This window comes from Pseudomonas sp. PS02303 (assembly GCF_029959925.1).
Classification (GTDB): domain Bacteria; phylum Pseudomonadota; class Gammaproteobacteria; order Pseudomonadales; family Pseudomonadaceae; genus Aquipseudomonas; species Aquipseudomonas mandelii.
In genome coordinates, this window is sequence record NZ_JASCOM010000061.1 from 1 (window position 1) to 18585 (window position 18585).

Sequence of the window (18585 nt, forward strand, 5' to 3'; positions counted from 1 at the left end):
TCTGATGCAGCGAGAGCTTGTCGCGGAAGTACATCCGCCGGATTTTCCCCAACATTTCCATGCTGATCACCCTGTGTTCTCCTGCTCAAAAAGTGAGCAGAAGCAGTTGAACACCTGGGTCAGTTTTCAGTCGGCAGAACAGCCTCTACTGGGTCAGTTTTCGGTCAGCGGCAACAGCCGACCATCTGCCGCTGTATCGCCAAGAGAAAATCTTCGGCCGCGCGGGACTGCCCATCGCCCGTTCGACCTTGGCGCAGTGGGTGGGCAACTGCGGCGTGCAATTACAGCCGCTGGTTGATGCGCTGCGCGAAGCCGTGCTGACGCACGGCGTCGTTCACGCCGACGAGACGCCGGTACAAATGCTGACGCCTGGCGCGAAAAAAACTCATCGCGCTTACGTTTGGGCCTATGCCACCAGTCAGTTCTCCGACCTGACGGCGGTCGTTTACGACTTCAGCCCGAGCCGTGCCGGCGAACATGCTCGAAATTTCCTCGGCCACTGGAACGGGAAGCTTGTCTGCGATGACTTCGCTGGCTACAAGGCAGGCTTTGAACTGGGCGTTACAGAAATCGGCTGCATGGCCCATGCACGCCGAAAGTTCTTCGACCTGCACGCGACCAACAAGAGCCAGATCGCCGAAAAAGCGCTGCACTACATCGCGGCCTTGTATGAAGTTGAACGAGAGACACGGGAGCTGGAATCGGGTGTCCGGCAGCGAATACGGCAGGAAAAAGCAGCGCCGATCATCGACGCACTTCATACCTGGATGATCTCCCAGCGGCAGCTTGTGCCTGAGGGCTCGGCCATTGCCAAGGCCTTGGATTACAGCATCAAACGCTGGATAGCGCTGACGCGCTATCTCAATGACGGTGCTGTGCCCATCGATAACAACTGGTGCGAGAATCAAATCCGGCCGTGGGCTCTTGGGCGCTCGAACTGGCTGTTCGCTGGCTCGTTACGTAGCGGTAAACGTGCGGCGGCGATCATGAGTTTGATCCAGTCGGCACGGCTCAACGGTCACGATCCGTATGCTTATTTGAAAGACGTGCTGGCGCGGCTGCCGACGCAGAAGATGAGTCAGATTGACGAGTTGCTGCCGCATAAGTGGCAGCCGGCGTAATCACGCAAGGTGGGGGCGCCGTTCGCTTACGCCATGCGTCGCAAATGGTAAAGTTCGCGCTCTATTTAGGGAGGGATCCACTTGAAAATTTTCAGCGCTCTCGTGCTGCTCGCTTTGTCTGCTCCGGCCTACGCTTCAGAAACGACGACGTTTGTTTCGTCACTAAAAAACTGGGCATATGAATGCGAAATCATAGGGGCCACAGCGCTAGCAAATGCTGATACTGCATTGCAGAAGCACGGAGCAAACAGCTACGAAGTCGCGCTTTCCAAATCCAAAATCATTGAAGCCCCCAAAATATGCATTGAGGACAAAATGGAGTCAGGAAACGCTAGCGTGGATCAGGAAATGCGCAGGCACCCCCAGTTGCGCGCGGCAATTGGGGAAACATACTCGAAGTGGATCACCTACCTATTTTGGCTTGTCCCGCCACACCCTCTGGGAACAGTCAGCTTAGAAAAAACAGCATTTGAAATGTCGGCAATCCGACTTCAAGCGCAGATCGACTCTCTGTAGAAACGCAAGTTATTTTGAAGATGACTGGCTTGCATGGGAGTTGAGTTATGTAAGGCCTGTTACACCCCCTGTGACCATCCGCGCGGCACGGGGTATCTACGAGGTAGACTTCTTGCTTCCCTAGGGAAGCTGATCATCACGCAAGGCGTGTTGGGCGGACGCTTACGATTACCCAGCAGCAGTTGCTGCAGATCCTTCCGAACGCCCGCGCCCAAGCGGGCGTTTTTGTTTCCGCCCTGAATACCGCCATGCAGCATTACCAGATCGTCGGCGCCAAGCGCGCCGCCGCGTTCATTGCGCAGATTGGCCATGAGTCTGGTCAGCTGCGTTACGTGCGTGAGATCTGGGGACCGACCGCTGCTCAGCGCGGATACGAGGGGCGCGAAGACCTGGGCAATACCGTGCCGGGCGATGGCCGGAAGTACTGCGGTCGCGGCCTGATCCAGATCACTGGCCGGGCGAATTACGCCGCGTGCGGCGAAGCCCTGGGCATCGATCTGATTAATCAGCCTGAGCTGCTGGAGCTGCCGCAGTACGCGTGCCTGTCTGCTGCCTGGTTTTGGGCGACCAAAGGGCTGAACACTCTGGCCGATGCCGGCGACTTCGAAAAGATCACCCGGCGAATCAATGGCGGGCTCAACGGGCAGGCTGACAGGCTAAAGCTGTGGGAGAAGGCTACGGCGGTGCTGGCATGAGCCTGCTGCTACGAATCCTTCCTTATATAGCAGCAGTTGCTCTGGTTGCCGGCGCGCTGTTCGGCTCGTATCTCCACGGGCTATCGGTGAAGGACGCCGAGTGGCAGTCGGCCTGGAATGATCGAGACACCCGCGACGCCCAGGCCCAGGCCGAAAACGAGGCCGCCGCCCGGGAGCGGGAGCAGGCCTACCAGCAATCAATCAACAAGGCGATTCAAGATGGGCAACGCTTCATCGATCAAGCGACGGCTGATGCTGCTACCGCTCGCTCTTCTGCTGACAGCCTGCGCGGGGCAGCCGACAACCTTGCCGCTCGACTCGCAGCCAGTGAAGCCAGCGGCAATTCCTGCACTGCCGCCGCAAGCAAGGCAGCTACCCGCGCCGCCGCTGTGCTTGCCGACGTGTTCAAGCGCTCTGACAAGCGAGCGGGAGAACTGGCTGAAGTTGCTGACCAAGCCAGAGCTAGGGGAGTGACCTGTGAGCAGGCTTATGTCGGTCTTGCGAAATAGGGATTGTGTTTGGTCGGCAGAACGCAGGGGATGGCAGGGACAATTCTTGGGCCAATCTTTCGAGGGTGGACGGGGCATGTGGGGATTAGAAAGTTTGGCGGCATCCGGATACGGGCTAAACCCCCTATCTCCCTGTGATGCCCTCATAATTAAATCTCGCGTCTACCCGGTGAGGGGCAGTTATCGACTCAGAACTGCACTTCGCGGAAGGCGGCCCACGACCAAAAGCAGACTTTCAAATTATCTAAATAGAACCATCGGTTTGCAGTTAGCGCTGACCAAACATGCGCTATGCAGTGGTCTCTATTACAAAAAATCGTTGTGCTGGCTCCGTCGTCAAACAACCCAATCCGGCCAGTCAGGCCTTGGTAAAGCGGACGTTCAACGTCGGAACACAGGCCGTCCTGTGGAGCGCAAGGTTAGGAGCTCCGGGCCGCCGAACGCAAAACCGTCGGGGAACTCGGCGCGGCGCTACAACGCAACCAAAAATCAGAAGAACGGCAACGCGAATAGAGTTTTAGCGAGTCCATTGACGGTAACTCCCAAACACCGCTTCATGCCATTCATTGGTTAAGCCTAGTCCATGACGAACCACTTCCGACGGACATTGCACGGCAGCGACGACTTCGGTTAGGCCCCGCCACAACTCAGCCGCTCGAACGGATCCGAGTTTGGAGAAATCGCAAGTTACAAGGGCCATCCCAGCCGCCCCCCGCAAGGCTCCCTCTTCATTGCGACCGGCGTTGGAGAAGATCATCACAGTCTCGACCGGACGGGTCACAATAAATCTGATGTCGGGGCGCAATAACCCAAGAATGGTCACAATCCTAGAGTCGGCTAGCATTACAGCCCCCGTCGCGGTGTTTGCCGCGATCTGCTGAGCTGCCGCTAGATCTTGCGGTGGGAACTTAAGGCCCGGCTCGGCGACAACCGTGCGATTCAGTGCTGGCACCTTCGCCAACACTGTGCCCGCAATCAGCATACAGGCGACGATTCCAGCACACACACGGCGGCTTCCTGGAATGGTAGCCCATCGATACAGGGCCGCGGTCGCTAGCCCGGCCCAGAGCGGCACCACAAATGCGTACGCCAGACGCCAATAGGCGCCCGGGGTCACAATACGCATGAGAATATCGCGCACCCCCGGCGACGTTATTAGAAGGACACACACCAGCAGATAGGCAAAGAGCCCTCGGGTTTGCGGGTTCCTTCGGCCCAGGAAGATCGCAGTAGCTAGCAGAGCCGAATCCAAAAGAATGCTTGGTCGGTCGAACACCAGAGCTAGGTTATCCAAATAAGCAATTGGCCAGCCGCCTGTCTGATAGAAAGAGATGTCTCCAAGCTTCGGGAGCAAGCCGATCCACGGCAATATTGCCACCAGCGCCGGCAACAACAAGACGGAAGCTACTGCGAGCATTCGTTTGCCTGAGTTTCGTGACATGCCAAGGGCGAGCCAAGCGCCCACGCTCGCAACCCCAATCACGAATGGCATCAAGAATAGTGCCGTACCACTGAGGCCAATGCCAGCCACGCTCACGGCATGCAAGCGCACAAAGTCAGAGCTTCGCCCGAACTGCACAAAGCGCATGCCGAACAGCAACCCTAGAGGGACCATTAGTTCTATGAGAGCGCATTTACCTTGCCAACTTCGTAAGACCGTGAAGTTTCCCCAATCACGATGGCTGTTGCCGCTCAGCAAGAAAGCGATCAAGACCACCAGAGTTCCTAATAAGGCTGCCGGCATAGGCACTCTACAGAAGCGCAGCAACAGGAAATATACTAGTGGCAGCATGAAGTTAACGAGCGTCCCGATGCCTTGATGAACTGCCAAAATTTGAGGAATTTGTAGGATACGTGCCATCAGAGCCGTGGTCACTTCGACGGACGTGAAGACGTGCAACGGCGTCAGCGGCGGAAGGCCAGCCACCTCGTGGGCTGTGTCGCCCAATGCGAAGGGCTGGTCGAGTGAGATCGAAGCCACAATCGCGCGATGCGAAAAGGCCATATCGTCGCTGTCTGGCCGGTTGGCGAACGTGCTGACTGTTGCCGAGAGCAAACAAAGCGAGAGCAACAAAAAGCTCCAACGCCTATATCCAGAGATGCGCCAATCAATTTTTCCCATTCTTAGCGAAATCAAAGCTGCAACGGCCAAAGCCAAGCATGCCGGGAACCAAACTTTTCCAGGGAGACGTAAAAGGAGCACCGCCCAGTAAGCGACACTCGCCACGACAGCCCACGTCAACATCAAATCGACTGCAAGAGCCGCAGTTCTTTCCGGGCGGGCTGCATTAACGGTACGGTTTATCTGGCTAGGATTAAAGCGGTTCGTTGGACGGAATTTGGGCAAAGTCACGATAATCTTGGGGCCTTCGAGTCGTTGTATCCGGACCTGTGGCAATTCGAAACGGATCATGTCGCAACATGATTGTTAAAGCTTCGTCATTTATCTGCTCGAGCAAACTACGTACGTAATTTACCACGGGACGCCCATCGAATTCCTATTTATAGGCAGGGCGTGGATCAAGGAGTCCTAAGATAAGGTTGCCGGATAATTCCTATGCCCTTATGAAGTACGCCCAGGAGCAAGAATCCCAATGTCAGCTTCAGCCGATTGCTGTCACTCCGGTGTCATCATCACCGCAAGCGTCATCTTGATGAACTCTTCGTTTCGGTCGATCGCGTCCAGGGCGCCTCGGGCGTTGTCGGCCGCTTCGCCGCCGCCGTGATGCTCAACCCAGTTTGAAAGCTCAAGGATGGCCGCTTCCAGGGCGAGTTGGTTTTCGTTGATCTTGTACAGCAGGGAAGGGAGCAGGTCTGAATGGGGCATCGCAAATCCTCTGTTTTGAGGACAGCGTAGCATCGCGTTACATGAAGGATGTTTAACGATCGGCAGGACGCCGCAGGATGGCAAAAACCGGAAAGTTTTGTAACGGTTACCAAATAGTTTTGTAACGCCTCCAATAAAGAAGAGCCGCCACCCAAACCCTAGAAACGACAAAGCCCTGAATAATCAGGGCTTTGTCGTACTTAAGATGGCGGAGGCGATGGGATTCGAACTCATGGACCTGTTACAGTCGACGGTTTTCAAGACCGTTGCCTTAAACCACTCGGCCACACCTCCGTTTGCGTTGCGGGCGCCATAATACCTGAATGAAACACACTGTCAAACTCTCTGCATGGCTTGTTACAGAGCGTCTGTTATGATCTTTGCGACTGAACGTTTCAAACCAACAGGAGTGTCGCCATGCGCGAACAGGATTACGCAGTTAATAACAGCGTGCAGGTTGAGCAGCTAGAGGTTAGCCGCGTCCTGCGCAACACATACGGCTTGCTCGCTCTCACCCTCGCATTCAGCGGCGTGATGGCGTTCGTTGCTCAGCAGATGCGTGTCGGCTACCCGAATATTTTCGTGGTGCTGATCGGCTTCTACGGGCTTTTCTTCCTCACCAACAAACTCCGTGACTCGGCCTGGGGCCTGGTGTCGGCATTTGCCCTGACCGGTTTCATGGGTTTTCTGCTTGGCCCGATCCTCAACCGCTACCTGGGCATGCAGGGCGGCGCTGAAGTTGTCAGTTCGGCATTCGCGATGACTGCGCTGGTGTTCGGTGGTCTGTCGGCTTACGTGCTGATCACCCGCAAGGACATGAGTTTCCTCGGTGGTTTCATCACCGCAGGCTTCTTTGTACTGCTGGGTGCGACGCTGGCGAGCTTCTTCTTCCAGATCAGCGGTTTGCAACTGGCGATCAGCGCAGGTTTCGTGCTGTTCTCCTCGGTCTGCATTCTGTTCCAGACCAGCGCCATCATTCACGGCGGCGAGCGTAACTACATCATGGCGACCATCAGCCTGTATGTATCGATCTACAACCTGTTCGTCAGCTTGTTGCAGCTGTTCGGCATCATGAGCCGCGATGATTAATCGCAGGCTCTAAGTAAAAAACCCGCTCAGGCGGGTTTTTTATCGCCCGGAATTCGGGCTCATTCCGTGATGATAATGCTGCCATCGGCCTGCTGGCGGTAGATGGTATAGGGCAGGAGCAACGTATCGAGGGCGCCGGAAATGACTGCGTCGATAAGGACAATGGCCGGAGCACTGTCATGCACCTGTGCATCACGTCCTTTTTGCAGGGGAGCATAGAGCATGCAGAAATCGTAAGTCACGCCGCTGTAGATACGGGGAACGGCACCGCAGTAACTTTTGTACTCCTTGAGACTCTTCGAAGCCACTTCATCCCCGCGCACAACTGTTTGAACCGTGCCGCAGCCGGCGAGCAACAACGTCGCGAGTAAAACCACCTGAATTTTCATACCGCCAATCCTTAGCCGGAAAGCGGTCAATTTACGCGTTTCCAATCAAAACCGCACTCACGCCATCGGTGGCAAGCGGCGTTTGACCGGGGTCTTCTTGACGATGGCGGTGTTGGTCTCCGCGTGGGTGTTGAGGCGATCGAGCAGGGTGTCCAGTTGCTCCATCGAGCGCACATGCAAGCGGGCGATGAAGCAGTCATCGCCGGTGACTTTGTCGCACTCGGTGAATTCCGGGATGGCCTGAATCTGCCGTTCGACTTCCTGCAACTGGCCCGGTAACGGGCGGATCCGCACGATGGCCTGGAGTTGATAACCAAAGCACTTGGGGTCGATTTCGACGGTGTAACCTTTAAGCACGCCACGCTCTTCGAGTCGCCGCAAACGCTCGGCAACGCTGGGCGAGGACAGGCCGCTGATCTGCGCCAGCGCCTTGAGCGAGCGGCGTGAATCTTCCATTAATGCGGTGATGAGCACTTGGTCGATGTCGTCGGTCATGGCAAATCCCCTGTTAGGCCGTTGACTGAATACGCCTTGATAAAAAAGGCAAAAACCGAGTTTAGCCTGCTTTTTGCGCTGGAGATGCCCTTGGACGGATTGGCATAATTTGGCCTCAATCACAGGAGTCTGATGATGGACAAAAACATACGTCGCGGTTCATTCGAAATGACCACCGCCATGCTGATTTCCGGGACCATCGGTTGGTTCGTGCTGGTGTCCGGGCAGCCCGTGCTGGACGTGGTGTTCTGGCGGTGCGTGTTCGGCGCCGGCACGCTGTTGTTGATCTGCGCGGCATTCGGCTTCCTGCGTCCGGGCATTCTGACCCGCACCATCTTCCTGCTGGCAGTGCTCAGCGGGGTCGCGATTGTCGGCAACTGGGTGTTGTTATTCGCCTCTTATTCCCGTGCCTCAATTGCCATCGGCACGGCGGTTTATAACGTTCAACCGTTCATGCTGGTCGGGTTGGCGGCGTTGTTTCTGGGCGAGAAGATCACCCTGCAAAAACTGTTCTGGCTGGGCATTTCGTTTCTCGGGATGCTGGCCATTGTCAGCGCTCATGGCGAGCAGGGCGCAGGTGGCAACGATTACCTGATGGGCATCGGTCTGGCCTTGGGGGCGGCGTTTCTGTATGCGATTGCAGCCCTGATTATCAAACACCTGACCGGCACGCCACCGCATTTGATTGCCCTGATCCAGGTCAGCACCGGGGTGCTGCTGCTCGCGCCATTTGCGCACTTTTCAGCGTTGCCGCAAGCACCCAGCGCCTGGGCCAGCCTGGTGACGCTGGGCATCGTCCACACCGGCGTGATGTATGTGCTGCTGTACGGCGCGATTCAAAAACTGCCGACGGCATTGACCGGGGCGTTGTCTTTCATTTACCCGATTGCGGCGATTTTCGTTGACTGGTTTGCCTTCGGTCATCGCCTCGAACCGCTGCAGTGGGTCGGTGTTGCCGCGATTCTGCTGGCTGCCGCAGGCATGCAGCAGGGCTGGGGCTTGAAGTCTCGTCGGGCGGTCACACAATAAAACGGGCGTCAGATGTTCCAGCGCGGCGCGGTCTTCGCCAGTCGTTGGCGCATCTCGCCGATGTTCGAAGCGAACTGGCGTATCAATAATTGATGGCCGTCCAGCGGGTTGTAGACCGGTGTTTCAAGACTTGAATCAACCGGCAAATCGATGGGGCGACTGAGTCGCTGCGATGCGCCGGTTTTCAGCGCCCGGGCCATGCCGATCAGCTGCACGCGAATCTGCCGGTGTTCGGCTTTGAAACTCGATTGCAGATGCGCCATGGCGTCGCGATCCTTGGAGTCCGGCCGGGTGTTACCAAGGATTTCCAAGGTGCTGACGCACATTCGCAAATGACGCTGAATCGCATCGAGTTCGGTCATGGAAATCTTCACTTCCTTGGACACCGACGGCATCAGCGAACGCAATTGCACCATCGACGCGTTCAGGCGATTCATCAGCTTCAGGTGTTCGTCATCGGAGACGGACTGACCATCAATGATGCGTCCATAAATCGTCGCACAATCGCGCAGCGAGCTGGCCAGGTTATAGCGCCAGGAAAAAACCGCATACGACGGCAGGGCGAAAGAAAAGGCCAGGGCCAGGGCCACGCCAATCAGAATGTCCACTGCGCGCCACAGTCCGTCGGAGATTAGGTTGTCGCCATGCCCGGCGACAATAAACACCGTGATCCCCGCCAGCAGCGCGGTGTAACCGCCCTTGCCGATGGCGTGATACGAGAAAAACCCGCACACCGCCGACATCACAAAATAGGTCAGCCAAGGCATCCCGAGCCAGGCCTGTTGCGCCACCAGCAGCAGGCCGATAGCGGCGCCGATCAACGTACCGATGGCGCGCTCGGCGGCTTTTTTGCCGATGTTGCCGTGGTGCTGCAAACCGCCGATCACCACCAGCATCGTTACCGACGCCCACTCACCGTGGGGCAGGTTGATGCCGGTGGTCAGCATGATCGATGCCAACAAGCCGAGCGACACGCGGACCGCGTGGATCAGCTTGGCGTAGCGATAGCGCCGATACGGGTCCAGCAACGGACGCAGTAACCGGCGCAGCAGCGGTGGCAGTCGATGGGCTCTGAACGTGTTCAGGCTCGGTGTCCTCAGAAGATGTAATCGGTGGTCAGGAAGCTCGAACTGCGTCCGCTGATGATCTCGCTGATGAGTTCCTTGTTGGTTTCCTGGAACTTGGTCGCGACCAGCGTCCTGATCGAAAATACCCGCAGCGCATCATGCACCGACAATGTGCCTTCGGCGGAGTTCTTGCGGCCGTTGAACGGGTAGGTGTCCGGGCCGCGCTGGCACTGGGCGTTGAGGTTGATCCGGCCGACCTGATTGGCAAAGGTGTCCACCAGCCGACCGACCGCCACCGGGTTGGTGCCGAAGATACTCAACTGCTGGCCGAAGTCCGATTCCAGGACGTAGTCGATCACCGTATCGAGATGCCGGTAAGGCACGATCGGCACCACCGGGCCGAATTGTTCTTCCTGGTAGACGCGCATCTGCGGCGTCACCGGGAACAGCACCGCCGGGTAGAAGAACGACGCGCGCGCTTCACCGCCATTTGGATTGACTACGGTGGCGCCTTTGCTGACTGCATCCGCGACCAGCGAGTGCAGGTAATCGACCTTGCTCGCTTCCGGCAGCGGCGTCAGCGCAACACCACTTTCCCATGGCATACCCGGTTTCAGAGTGGCCAGTTTGGCGTTGAATTTCTCGATGAACGACTCGACCACGTCTTCATGGACGAAAAGGATTTTCAGGGCGGTGCAACGCTGACCGTTGAACGACAGTGAGCCGGTCACCGCTTCGTTGACGGCGTTGTCCAGATCAACCTCCGGCAACACGATGCCCGGGTTCTTCGCGTCCAGACCCAGTGCCGCGCGCAAGCGGTGAGGTTTGGGGTGGAGTTTTTTCAGGTCGCTGGCGGCTTTGTTGGTGCCGATAAACGCAAAGATATCGATCTTGCCGCTGGCCATCAGTGCGCTGACGGTCTCGCGGCCGCTGCCGTAGATCACATTGATCACCCCGGCCGGGAAACTGTCGCGAAAGGCTTCCAGCAGCGGCCGAATCAAAAGCACACCCAGCTTGGCCGGTTTGAACACCACAGTGTTGCCCATGATCAGCGCCGGAATCAGCGTGGTGAAGGTTTCGTTCAGCGGGTAGTTGTAAGGCCCCATGCACAAGGCGACGCCCATCGGTACGCGGCGAATCTGCCCCAGGGTGTCCTGTTCCAGCTCGAAGCGGCTGGAGCGACGGTCGAGTTCCTTGAGGGCATTGATGGTGTCGACGATGTAATCGCAGGTGCGGTCGAACTCTTTTTCCGAGTCCTTGAGGTTCTTGCCGATCTCCCACATCAGCAGCTTGACCACGGCCTCACGCTGTTCGCGCATGCGGCCCAGAAACGTTTCGACGTGCTGGATGCGTTCAGCCACGCGCATGGTCGGCCACAAACCCTGGCCCCGGTCATAGGCGCGGACGGCGGCGTCGAGCGCGGTCAATGCGGTTTCCGCATCGAGCAGCGGCGTGCTGCCGAGGATCACTTGTTCATCGCCATTTTCGCCGGTCAGGTACACCGGGCTGCGGACTTGGGCGAGGGGGCCGGACCAGGTTTTCAGTTCGCCGTCGACCAGGTATTCACGCTGCTCGGTCTGACCGTCGAGGCGGTATTTTTCCGGGATGTCGCTTGAGTCGGGAAACAGGTTGCCAAGGATATGTGCTGTGGTCATGTCGCTACCCCGTCTGGATTGGGTGATGAACTGATGAATCGTTTTAGCAGACCTCGGCCTCGCTTGTCATGACTCATCTCATCGTTCGGCGGTTCAGGGTTTTCGATCGTGGGATGGCCGGCACCGTCGGTCCTGGTCCCAGATGCCCCTCTGGTTGGCCCCCAGAGGGGGGGCAAACGAGAGGACGACCATGTGGGCCATTCGAGTCTCTGAAAAGCCTAGCCTTTGTTTGGCGTTGATGGGCGGCGTCTTGCCGGCGCTGCTCGGCGGTGTTAACGATAAGCCCCAGTGCGTTTCGCAATCAGAGCCCAGCGCGATTTCGTCGTGTGGGGAAGGATGGCAAAGCCACACAAACCCTCGTGCTCCGGTTAAACTCCGTGCTCTTTTTCAAGGAGTTCATATGAGTTACTACCAGCCGGGCATTCTCGCCACCCCCGTTCCGCCTCAAGCCCGCCATATGTTCTTCGCCCTCGAATCCGCCGAAGCATTGCCGGCCGCACTCGACAACTTGATGCAACTGGCGGACGGAAAATCGGCGGTGGTCGGCTTCGGTGAATCCCTGGTCAAGGCGCTGCACGCACAGGTCGATGGCCTGCGACCGTTTCCGGCGCTGACCGGCGTTGGCGTCGACAACCCGTCGACCCAACACGCGCTCTGGTGCTGGCTACACGGCGTCGACCGCGGTGAACTGCTCAATCGCAGCAACGCCATCGAAGCCGCGCTGGCACCGGCCCTGCGCCTGGTGCAGATGAACGAAACCTTCCGCCACATGACCGGCCACGATCTGACCGGCTACGAAGACGGCACCGAGAACCCGCACGACGAAGCCGCCGTGGCCGCCGCGCTGTTGGGCGAGGGCGCGGAAGGACTGGTCGGTGGCAGCTTCGCCGCGATCCAGCAGTGGCAGCATGATCTGAAAGGCTTTCACGCGATGCCGCCCCAGGAAAAAGACAACATCATGGGCCGTCGCTTGAGCGATAACGAAGAACTCGATGACGCGCCGATTTCCGCCCACGTCAAACGCACCGCCCAGGAAAGCTTCGCCCCTGAGGCGTTCGTGGTCCGTCGCTCGATGCCGTGGATCGAAGGGGACCGCGCCGGCCTGATGTTTCTGGCGTTCGGTTTTTCCCTCGACGCCTTCGAAGCCCAACTGCGGCGCATGAGCGGACTGGAAGACGGCATTACCGACGGTTTGTATCGCATCAGCCGCCCGATCACCGGCGGCTACTACTGGTGCCCGCCGCTCAAGGACGGTCACCTGGACCTGCGCGCCTTGCGCATCGGCTAAGGATAAGGAGAGAACATGGACGTAGTGCGCTGGGGCATGATCGGTTGTGGCAGTGTCGCTGAACGCAAGAGCGGGCCGGCCTTTTACAAGGCCCCCGGTTCGGCACTGGTGGCGGTGATGGGGCGGCGGCTGGACGCGGTGACCGACTACGCCGCACGTCACGGCATCGCCCGGGTTTACACCGATGCGCAAGCGCTGATCAATGATCCTGAGGTGGACGCGGTGTACATCGCCACGCCACCCGACAGTCACCACGCCTATAGCTTGCAGGTCGCCGCAGCCGGCAAACATTGCTGCGTCGAAAAACCGATGTCGCTGAATGCCGGGCAAAGCCGCGAGATGCAAAAGGTCTTTGCCGACGCCGGACTGCACCTGTTCGTTTCCTATTACCGACGTTCGCTGCCGCGCTTTCAACAAGTGCGGCAGTGGTTGGAGGAAGGGCGGATCGGCGAGGTGCGGCATCTGTCCTGGACGCTGACCAAGGCGCCTTCACCGAACGATCTGGGTGGCGCCGACAATTGGCGCACCGACCCGCTGATTGCCGGCGGCGGCTACTTCGCCGACCTGGCCAGTCATGGCTTCGATCTGTTTCAGTATTTGCTCGGGGATATCGTCGAAGTCGCCGGTTTTACCGCGCGGCAAGCCGGTTTGTATGCCGCCGAAGACGCCGTCAGCGCCAGTTGGCGGTTTGCTTCGGGGGCCCTGGGCATGGGCTGCTGGAATTTCGTCGCCGACCGCCGCGAAGATCAGGTAGAACTGATCGGCAGCCAGGGCCGGATCAGTTTTTCGGTGTTCGATGAGCACCCGGTGCGACTTGAGGCGGATGAAAATCTCAGCCTGCACATCGAGCATCACGAGCACATCCAGTGGCATCACGTGCTGGGCATGAATGCGCATATCCGGGGCGAAGCGCAGCATCCGGCGATGGCCGAACACGCGCTGAAAACCGACTGGGTGATGGACCAGATCCTCAAGCGCACCTGAAATTTAAGCTTCAATGCAATCCTGTGGGGGTCAGAAGGATTTGCTCAGGCTTGCTACTACGGTTGCGGTGCAGACGTCTCCATAACCCCAATTACTGACGCACTGGCTTTTCGACAGGTCAGTATCGATGTAACTCAAACCCAGCATCACACCGGCCAGTTCGTGGGACAGTTTGACCTCCCATTCGCGGTACGAGTCTTCGGCCCGGCCTGACATCGAGTAAAGGTGCGGGTCCTTGAAATCCATGTTGCCGTATCGCAGTTTCAGACCGGTGTCGTAAGGCAACTCGGTTTCGTAGCCCACGTAGCTGTACAGCGAGCTCTGCTTGCTGTCGATGCCTGGCGCATCCGCGGAGTAGTAGGCCGCCAGCTTCACGCCATAAGCGCTGAGGATTGCGTAGGTCTCACCCTGGTTAAACTGACTTTCCCTGGGGTAAGCGTATTTGAGATAGCCAAGGTCCAGGCTGATCGTATCGGTCGCTTGCCAGAGCCAACCGGCGTAGTAATCGACTTCCTGTCGGGTCTTCAGACCGCCGCCGAAATCGACGTTTGAACTCCATGCGCCGAGGTACAGGCCGCTGCTGTGGGCCAGGGTCAAACCGGCCTGCACTGCAGGATCATTCTGGGTTTGCGAAATGCCACGGGTGCGGTAGTCGCTGGCCAGGGTCAGGTCGACCAGTAGGGCGAAATCGTCATTCAAGGGCAGCGCCTGACTGCTCAAGGGAAGAAGGCTCAAGGAACCGAGGGCGAACAGAGTGAAAGCTTTCATAGGGTGCGTCCCGTTATTGTGATTGTTATGGGCAGATTTTTTACGGCAAGGCTGCGCCGAACCCCGGCGACAAACGCGGGGCGGCGGGCAATGGTTTCAGATGATTTTTCTTAGAGTGTCGGTGCGTAGACTTCGCGACCGGCGAACCAGGTTTGCAGCACCTGGGTGTCATGCAGGGCTTTGTTGTCGACACTGAACACGTCGCGGTCCAGCACGATGAAGTCGGCTTGCTTGCCGGGGCTCAACGAACCGATCTGCTTCTCCAGGCCGATGGTGCGCGCAGCGTTCAGGGTGTAGGCATACAACATCGTTTCGCGATCGATGCGCTCATCGGCGTTCAGCACGCCCAGCGGGCCTTCTCGGGAGATGGCCTGGGCCATGGCGTTCCATGGATTGGGAGAAGACACCGCCCAGTCACTGGCGCCGGCGATGGTCGCGCCCTGTTTGAGCAAGGAGTGCGCCGGGTATTGGTAACGGAAAGCCAGCGCACTGACATACGGCTTGATCATGTCCAGGGTGTACTCGTCGGCGCTGGCCCACAGCAGTTGCATCGAGGCGATGACGTTGAGCGGTTTGAACCGCGCGAATTCTTTCGGGTTGACCATTTGCAGGTGGGTGATCGAGTGGGTCACGCCGCTCTGGCGGTCCTTGCGCGCCTGGGCGATGCCGTTCAGCGATTCACGCACTGCGCGGTCGCCGATGGCATGGATGTGCACCAGCCAGCCGCGCTGATCGATGGCACTGACCAATTCGCCAAAGTGCTTCGGATCGATCAGCAGTTCACCTTGTTTGTGCGAGTTGCTGTACGGATCGATCATCGCCGCGCTCTGCGCCGGGTATTCGATCACGCCGTCGGCGAAGATCTTGACCCCGGGCAAGGTCAGGTTCGGGATGCCCTGGAATTGCTGGCGGACCTTGTCCAGGGTGTCGAGATCGGCCGGCACGCTTTTCGGATTGGCCACCAGCAGTGCGGCGACGTGGGCGCTCATGCCGCCGCTTTCGGCCAGCGCTTTGTACACCGGCAGCACGCCGACGGTGTTCTCCGTGGGCTTGAGCGCGAACACGGGTTCGCCGGGTGCGGCGTTGGCGGCGGGGTCCATCCACGCGGTGATGCCCAGGCTGTTGTTGTAGCGCACGGCGGATTGCGCGGCTTTCAACATGTCGGCGGGGCTCGGCACCGGCATCTTCGAGGCGACGCGATCCCAGCCGGCGTCCACCAGAAAACCGTTGGGGCTGCCATCGGCGAGTTTGCCGATCGTGTCTTTCTCGGCGTCCGGCAATGACTTGAGCAGCGCCGCATCAATCCCGGCGCGTTCGAGCATCACATTGTTGGCCCACGCGGTGTGGTGATCGCTGCCGGTGAACACCACGGGAACCTTGGCCCACTCGCCAGCGTTGAATTTCTGGCCAAAAGCTTCGGCCTGGGCCCAATAAGCCGAACTCATGCCAGCTACGCCCAGCACATCACCATGCCTGGCCTTGCCGTCATCGCGCCAGGCTTTCAGGCGTTTTTCCAGTTCGTCGAGGTCGACCACCTCGTCTTCCATATTGGCCGAGGTCATTTCCAGACCGCCGAATATGGCGTGGGAATGACTGTCGATCAGGCCGGGCATCAGGGCTTTTCCGCCGAGGTCGACGACTTTGGTGCCCGACGCGATCAGGGCCTTGATCTGCGCATCGCTGCCCACTTGCAGCACTTTGCCGTCCTGCACCGCCAACGCCTGCACCTTCGGTTGCGCGCGGTCGGCGGTGAAAATCTTGCCATTGAACAGCACCAGATCGGCCGCTGCCATGGCTTCCATCGAGGCAAAACTGACGGCGGCCATCAATAGATTCGGAATGAATCTTTTCATTGAATGTTTCCTTGTTATTGCGTCTGATGGCCAGATTAGTGGCTTGTCACGGCCAGCAGAACGCCTCGCTCACGAAAAACGTTTTTGCCTGAATGGAAAAAGAATGGACAAGTTGGGCGCATTGAAAATGTTCGTGGTCACGGCGCAACTCGGCAGTTTCAGCCGCGCCGCCGAGCAACTGGGCAAGACCCCGTCGGCCTTGACCAAAGCGGTCAATCACCTCGAAGCGGAGCTCGGCGCCCGCTTGTTCGAACGCAGCACCCGACGGATTTTGCTGACCGAATCGGGTCGTCTTTATCTGGAAACCGCGCGCCAGGTGTTGCAGCGGCTGGAGGAGGCCGGCGAGGAAATCGAGCAGTTGCAGCATGGCCTGCGCGGCAACCTGAAAATCACCGCTCCGCTGGCGTATGGGCAGGCTTTTCTCGATCAGGTGTGCGGCGGCTTTCTGGAGCAATACCCGCAGATCAACCTGCAAGTGGACCTGTGCGATGAGTTCGTCAACCTGTTGGAAAGCGGCTACGACCTGGCGTTGCGCGAGGGGCATGACGATTTGCCGGGGTTGATTGCTCGCGTCGTCGGCAGCAATCGACTGGCGTTATGCGCCAGCCCTGAATATCTGGCGCGCAAGGGGTTGCCGGTCACGCCGGACACCCTCGATGACCACGAATGGCTGCTCTACCGTCATCCGCTGCTCAGCCGCGAATTCTGGTGGGCCGAGCGCGACGGGCAACGATTGAGCCTGGCGCAACCGCAATCACCACGATTGCGCAGTGACAACTACGACCTGCTGCTGGCCAACGCACTGGCCGGACGCGGTTTGCTGCACACGCCGTTGTGGAGTGCCGCGGCGTACATCGCCGATGGGCGGCTGGTGCGGGTAATGGCCGATTACGACATCGATCCCGACAGTTTTGGCTCCTACATCCTGGCGGTGTACCCCAGTCATCGGCGGGCAACCGCCAAAGTGCTGGCCTTCATCGATTACATCGCAGGGTTTCTGGCGTCGCGTGGCTTGAGCTGACTGGCGGTCCTTGCCAGGAAAATGCCGAAAGAGTACAAATGTACTCCATGACGACTTTAACTCCCCGCCGTACCGCCATCCTGACCTTTATCCGTGATCGAATCGCGGAGCACGGTCAATCCCCGAGCCTCGCTGAAATCAGCGAGGCATTTGGTTTCGCCTCCCGCAGCGTGGCGCGCAAGCATGTGCTGGCGCTGACCGAGGCCGGTTTTATCGAGGTCAACCCGCATCAGGCCCGGGGCATTCGTTTGCTCGGGCAACCGGCGCGGCCCGAATTGCTGGACATCCCGGTACTCGGGCGGGTCGCGGCGGGTGCGCCGATCGGTGCCGATGCCGAAGTGCACAGCCGCTTGCTGCTCGACCCGTCGATCTTCTCGCGAGCGCCGGACTACATGCTGCGGGTCCAGGGCGACTCGATGATCGAGGACGGTATTCTCGACGGCGACCTGGTGGGCGTACACCGCAATCCCGAAGCGCTCAACGGCCAGATCGTCGTGGCGCGGCTCGACGGCGAAGTCACCATCAAGCGTTTCGAGCGGGTCGGCGATGTTGTCCGGTTGTTGCCACGCAACCCGGCCTATAAGCCGATCATCGTCGAGGCCAATCAGGACCTGGCCATCGAAGGCGTGTTCTGCGGTCTGGTGAGGCAAGGGTGATGGGCGCCGTCGTTGCGTTGGATACGCTGTTCAATGGCGGCCAGGTCTGGAAGGGCCGGCCTGCGCCACCATCTGTCAGCCCGCAACCGACCGGGCATGCCGCGCTGGACGCGGCGTTGCCCACCGGCGGCTGGCCGGAGGCGGCGCTGACCGAAATCCTCCTGGCCGGGCAGGGCGTTGGCGAGTTGCAACTGGTGTGGCCGGCCCTGGCGCGGCTGTCGGCGGCGGGCGAGCGCATTGTGCTGGTGGCGCCGCCTTACGTGCCGTATCCCCAGGCCTGGCAGAACGCCGGGGTCGATCTGCGCCAGTTGTCGATCATCCAGGCCAGCGAGCGCGATGCGCTGTGGGCAGCGGAACAATGCCTGCGTTCGGGCAGTTGCGGCGCGGTGCTGTGCTGGCCGCACAAGGCCGATGACCGGGCGCTGCGACGCTTGCAGGTGGCGGCCGAAACCGGCTCGACCCTGGCGTTCGCCTATCGCTCGATCAACGAAGCCATCAACCCTTCGCCTGCGGCGCTGCGCATCGCCATCGATGCCCGGCCTGCACAGTTGCGTGTGCTCAAGTGCCGGGGCGGGTTGGCGCGTTCGGCGCCGATTGCCTTTCCCGTGGGGCATTGAGGTTGC

At 59.1% G+C, this 18585-nt stretch carries 18 protein-coding genes, 1 tRNA gene and 1 pseudogene; 11 read left to right on the plus strand and 9 right to left on the minus strand.

Features of this window, described 5'->3' with window-relative positions; genetic code table 11:
• Positions 1–176: 176 nt before the first annotated feature.
• The 4 genes and pseudogenes from QMX98_RS15775 to QMX98_RS15790 all read left to right on the plus strand — a co-directional run.
• Positions 177–1121, plus strand: a pseudogene (locus QMX98_RS15775) (IS66 family transposase); the annotation flags it as partial.
• Positions 1122–1202: 81 nt separating this feature from the next.
• A complete protein-coding gene (locus QMX98_RS15780; protein WP_282411034.1) occupies positions 1203–1637 on the plus strand; it encodes a hypothetical protein in 435 nt (144 codons plus the stop codon).
• A 248-nt stretch (positions 1638–1885) separates the two neighbouring features.
• Complete coding sequence (locus QMX98_RS15785) at positions 1886–2332, plus strand: glycoside hydrolase family 19 protein (protein ID WP_282411035.1); 447 nt, start codon at positions 1886–1888, stop codon at positions 2330–2332.
• The gene (locus tag QMX98_RS15790) at positions 2329–2841 is read left to right on the plus strand and encodes a DUF2514 family protein (RefSeq protein WP_282411036.1); all 513 of its coding nucleotides are present in this window, start codon (positions 2329–2331) and stop codon (positions 2839–2841) included. Before QMX98_RS15785 ends, QMX98_RS15790 begins: the two co-directional genes overlap by 4 nt.
• Positions 2842–3358: 517 nt before the next feature.
• Here the strand turns inward: QMX98_RS15790 and QMX98_RS15795 are convergent.
• The 3 genes from QMX98_RS15795 to QMX98_RS15805 form a co-directional block, all read right to left on the minus strand.
• Positions 3359–5254 (minus strand): DUF6077 domain-containing protein, encoded by a 1896-nt coding sequence (locus QMX98_RS15795; RefSeq protein ID WP_282411037.1) that lies wholly within the window; start codon positions 5252–5254, stop codon positions 3359–3361.
• A gap of 204 nt (positions 5255–5458) precedes the next feature.
• Positions 5459–5668, minus strand: a complete 210-nt coding sequence (locus tag QMX98_RS15800) for a hypothetical protein (RefSeq protein ID WP_282411038.1) — start codon at positions 5666–5668, stop codon at positions 5459–5461.
• Positions 5669–5874: 206 nt separating this feature from the next.
• Positions 5875–5962 (minus strand) — tRNA-Ser (locus tag QMX98_RS15805).
• 123 nt (positions 5963–6085) lie between these two features.
• Here QMX98_RS15805 and QMX98_RS15810 point away from each other — a divergent pair.
• Positions 6086–6757 (plus strand): Bax inhibitor-1/YccA family protein, encoded by a 672-nt coding sequence (locus QMX98_RS15810; RefSeq protein ID WP_010461027.1) that lies wholly within the window; start codon positions 6086–6088, stop codon positions 6755–6757.
• A 59-nt stretch (positions 6758–6816) separates the two neighbouring features.
• Here the strand turns inward: QMX98_RS15810 and QMX98_RS15815 are convergent, their stop codons facing one another.
• Together QMX98_RS15815 and QMX98_RS15820 are read right to left on the minus strand one after the other, a co-directional pair.
• Positions 6817–7146, minus strand: a complete 330-nt coding sequence (locus QMX98_RS15815) for a YceK/YidQ family lipoprotein (RefSeq protein ID WP_010461025.1) — start codon at positions 7144–7146, stop codon at positions 6817–6819.
• Between the two features lie 57 nt (positions 7147–7203).
• On the minus strand, positions 7204–7641 hold the full coding sequence (locus QMX98_RS15820; RefSeq protein WP_008155029.1) for an Lrp/AsnC family transcriptional regulator: 438 nt from the start codon (positions 7639–7641) through the stop codon (positions 7204–7206).
• Positions 7642–7776: 135 nt separating this feature from the next.
• On the opposite strand from QMX98_RS15820, the gene QMX98_RS15825 reads away from it, so the two are divergent.
• On the plus strand, positions 7777–8670 hold the full coding sequence (locus QMX98_RS15825; RefSeq protein WP_282411039.1) for a DMT family transporter: 894 nt from the start codon (positions 7777–7779) through the stop codon (positions 8668–8670).
• Between the two features lie 8 nt (positions 8671–8678).
• On the opposite strand, the gene QMX98_RS15830 is transcribed toward QMX98_RS15825, so the two are convergent.
• Complete coding sequence (locus QMX98_RS15830; RefSeq protein ID WP_177346256.1) at positions 8679–9698, minus strand: FUSC family protein; 1020 nt, start codon at positions 9696–9698, stop codon at positions 8679–8681.
• 68 nt (positions 9699–9766) lie between these two features.
• Positions 9767–11392: an NADP-dependent glyceraldehyde-3-phosphate dehydrogenase gene (locus QMX98_RS15835; protein WP_010461018.1), complete on the minus strand. Its 1626-nt coding sequence runs from the start codon at positions 11390–11392 to the stop codon at positions 9767–9769.
• 400 nt (positions 11393–11792) lie between these two features.
• Between QMX98_RS15835 and QMX98_RS15840 the strand changes: the two genes are divergently transcribed.
• Complete coding sequence (locus QMX98_RS15840) at positions 11793–12680, plus strand: Dyp-type peroxidase (RefSeq protein ID WP_282411040.1); 888 nt, start codon at positions 11793–11795, stop codon at positions 12678–12680.
• Between the two features lie 15 nt (positions 12681–12695).
• Positions 12696–13664 carry a Gfo/Idh/MocA family oxidoreductase gene (locus QMX98_RS15845; protein ID WP_282411041.1) on the plus strand — a complete coding sequence of 323 codons (969 nt, stop codon included), beginning with the start codon at positions 12696–12698 and terminating at the stop codon, positions 13662–13664.
• 30 nt (positions 13665–13694) lie between these two features.
• Here QMX98_RS15845 and QMX98_RS15850 read toward each other — a convergent pair whose 3' ends face one another.
• Both QMX98_RS15850 and QMX98_RS15855 read right to left on the minus strand, forming a co-directional pair.
• Positions 13695–14432: a TorF family putative porin gene (locus tag QMX98_RS15850; RefSeq protein ID WP_282411042.1), complete on the minus strand. Its 738-nt coding sequence runs from the start codon at positions 14430–14432 to the stop codon at positions 13695–13697.
• 110 nt (positions 14433–14542) lie between these two features.
• A complete protein-coding gene (locus tag QMX98_RS15855; protein ID WP_282411043.1) occupies positions 14543–16285 on the minus strand; it encodes an amidohydrolase in 1743 nt (580 codons plus the stop codon).
• 103 nt (positions 16286–16388) lie between these two features.
• On the opposite strand from QMX98_RS15855, the gene QMX98_RS15860 reads away from it, so the two are divergent.
• Genes QMX98_RS15860 through imuA form a run of 3 tightly spaced genes read left to right on the plus strand, consistent with a single transcriptional unit; the run spans position 16389 to position 18579 of the window.
• Complete coding sequence (locus QMX98_RS15860) at positions 16389–17306, plus strand: LysR family transcriptional regulator (protein WP_010461008.1); 918 nt, start codon at positions 16389–16391, stop codon at positions 17304–17306.
• A gap of 38 nt (positions 17307–17344) precedes the next feature.
• Positions 17345–17962: a transcriptional repressor LexA gene (lexA, locus tag QMX98_RS15865; RefSeq protein ID WP_282411044.1), complete on the plus strand. Its 618-nt coding sequence runs from the start codon at positions 17345–17347 to the stop codon at positions 17960–17962.
• Positions 17962–18579, plus strand: a complete 618-nt coding sequence (gene imuA, locus QMX98_RS15870) for a translesion DNA synthesis-associated protein ImuA (protein ID WP_010461005.1) — start codon at positions 17962–17964, stop codon at positions 18577–18579. Before lexA ends, imuA begins: the two co-directional genes overlap by 1 nt.
• Positions 18580–18585 lie beyond the last annotated feature (6 nt).

Bases quoted from the DNA above. Each gene is read 5' to 3' on its own strand.
- QMX98_RS15785 (WP_282411035.1), top strand. From the start codon at position 1,886: ATGCAGCATTACCAGATCGTCGGCGCCAAGCGCGCCGCCGCGTTCATT.
- QMX98_RS15790 (WP_282411036.1), top strand. From the start codon at position 2,329: ATGAGCCTGCTGCTACGAATCCTTCCTTATATAGCAGCAGTTGCTCTG.
- QMX98_RS15795 (WP_282411037.1), bottom strand. From the start codon at position 5,254: ATGATCCGTTTCGAATTGCCACAGGTCCGGATACAACGACTCGAAGGC.
- QMX98_RS15800 (WP_282411038.1), bottom strand. From the start codon at position 5,668: ATGCCCCATTCAGACCTGCTCCCTTCCCTGCTGTACAAGATCAACGAA.
- QMX98_RS15810 (WP_010461027.1), top strand. From the start codon at position 6,086: ATGCGCGAACAGGATTACGCAGTTAATAACAGCGTGCAGGTTGAGCAG.
- QMX98_RS15815 (WP_010461025.1), bottom strand. From the start codon at position 7,146: ATGAAAATTCAGGTGGTTTTACTCGCGACGTTGTTGCTCGCCGGCTGC.
- QMX98_RS15820 (WP_008155029.1), bottom strand. From the start codon at position 7,641: ATGACCGACGACATCGACCAAGTGCTCATCACCGCATTAATGGAAGAT.
- QMX98_RS15825 (WP_282411039.1), top strand. From the start codon at position 7,777: ATGGACAAAAACATACGTCGCGGTTCATTCGAAATGACCACCGCCATG.
- QMX98_RS15835 (WP_010461018.1), bottom strand. From the start codon at position 11,392: ATGACCACAGCACATATCCTTGGCAACCTGTTTCCCGACTCAAGCGAC.
- QMX98_RS15840 (WP_282411040.1), top strand. From the start codon at position 11,793: ATGAGTTACTACCAGCCGGGCATTCTCGCCACCCCCGTTCCGCCTCAA.
- QMX98_RS15845 (WP_282411041.1), top strand. From the start codon at position 12,696: ATGGACGTAGTGCGCTGGGGCATGATCGGTTGTGGCAGTGTCGCTGAA.
- QMX98_RS15850 (WP_282411042.1), bottom strand. From the start codon at position 14,432: ATGAAAGCTTTCACTCTGTTCGCCCTCGGTTCCTTGAGCCTTCTTCCC.
- QMX98_RS15855 (WP_282411043.1), bottom strand. From the start codon at position 16,285: ATGAAAAGATTCATTCCGAATCTATTGATGGCCGCCGTCAGTTTTGCC.
- QMX98_RS15860 (WP_010461008.1), top strand. From the start codon at position 16,389: ATGGACAAGTTGGGCGCATTGAAAATGTTCGTGGTCACGGCGCAACTC.
- lexA (WP_282411044.1), top strand. From the start codon at position 17,345: ATGTACTCCATGACGACTTTAACTCCCCGCCGTACCGCCATCCTGACC.
- imuA (WP_010461005.1), top strand. From the start codon at position 17,962: ATGGGCGCCGTCGTTGCGTTGGATACGCTGTTCAATGGCGGCCAGGTC.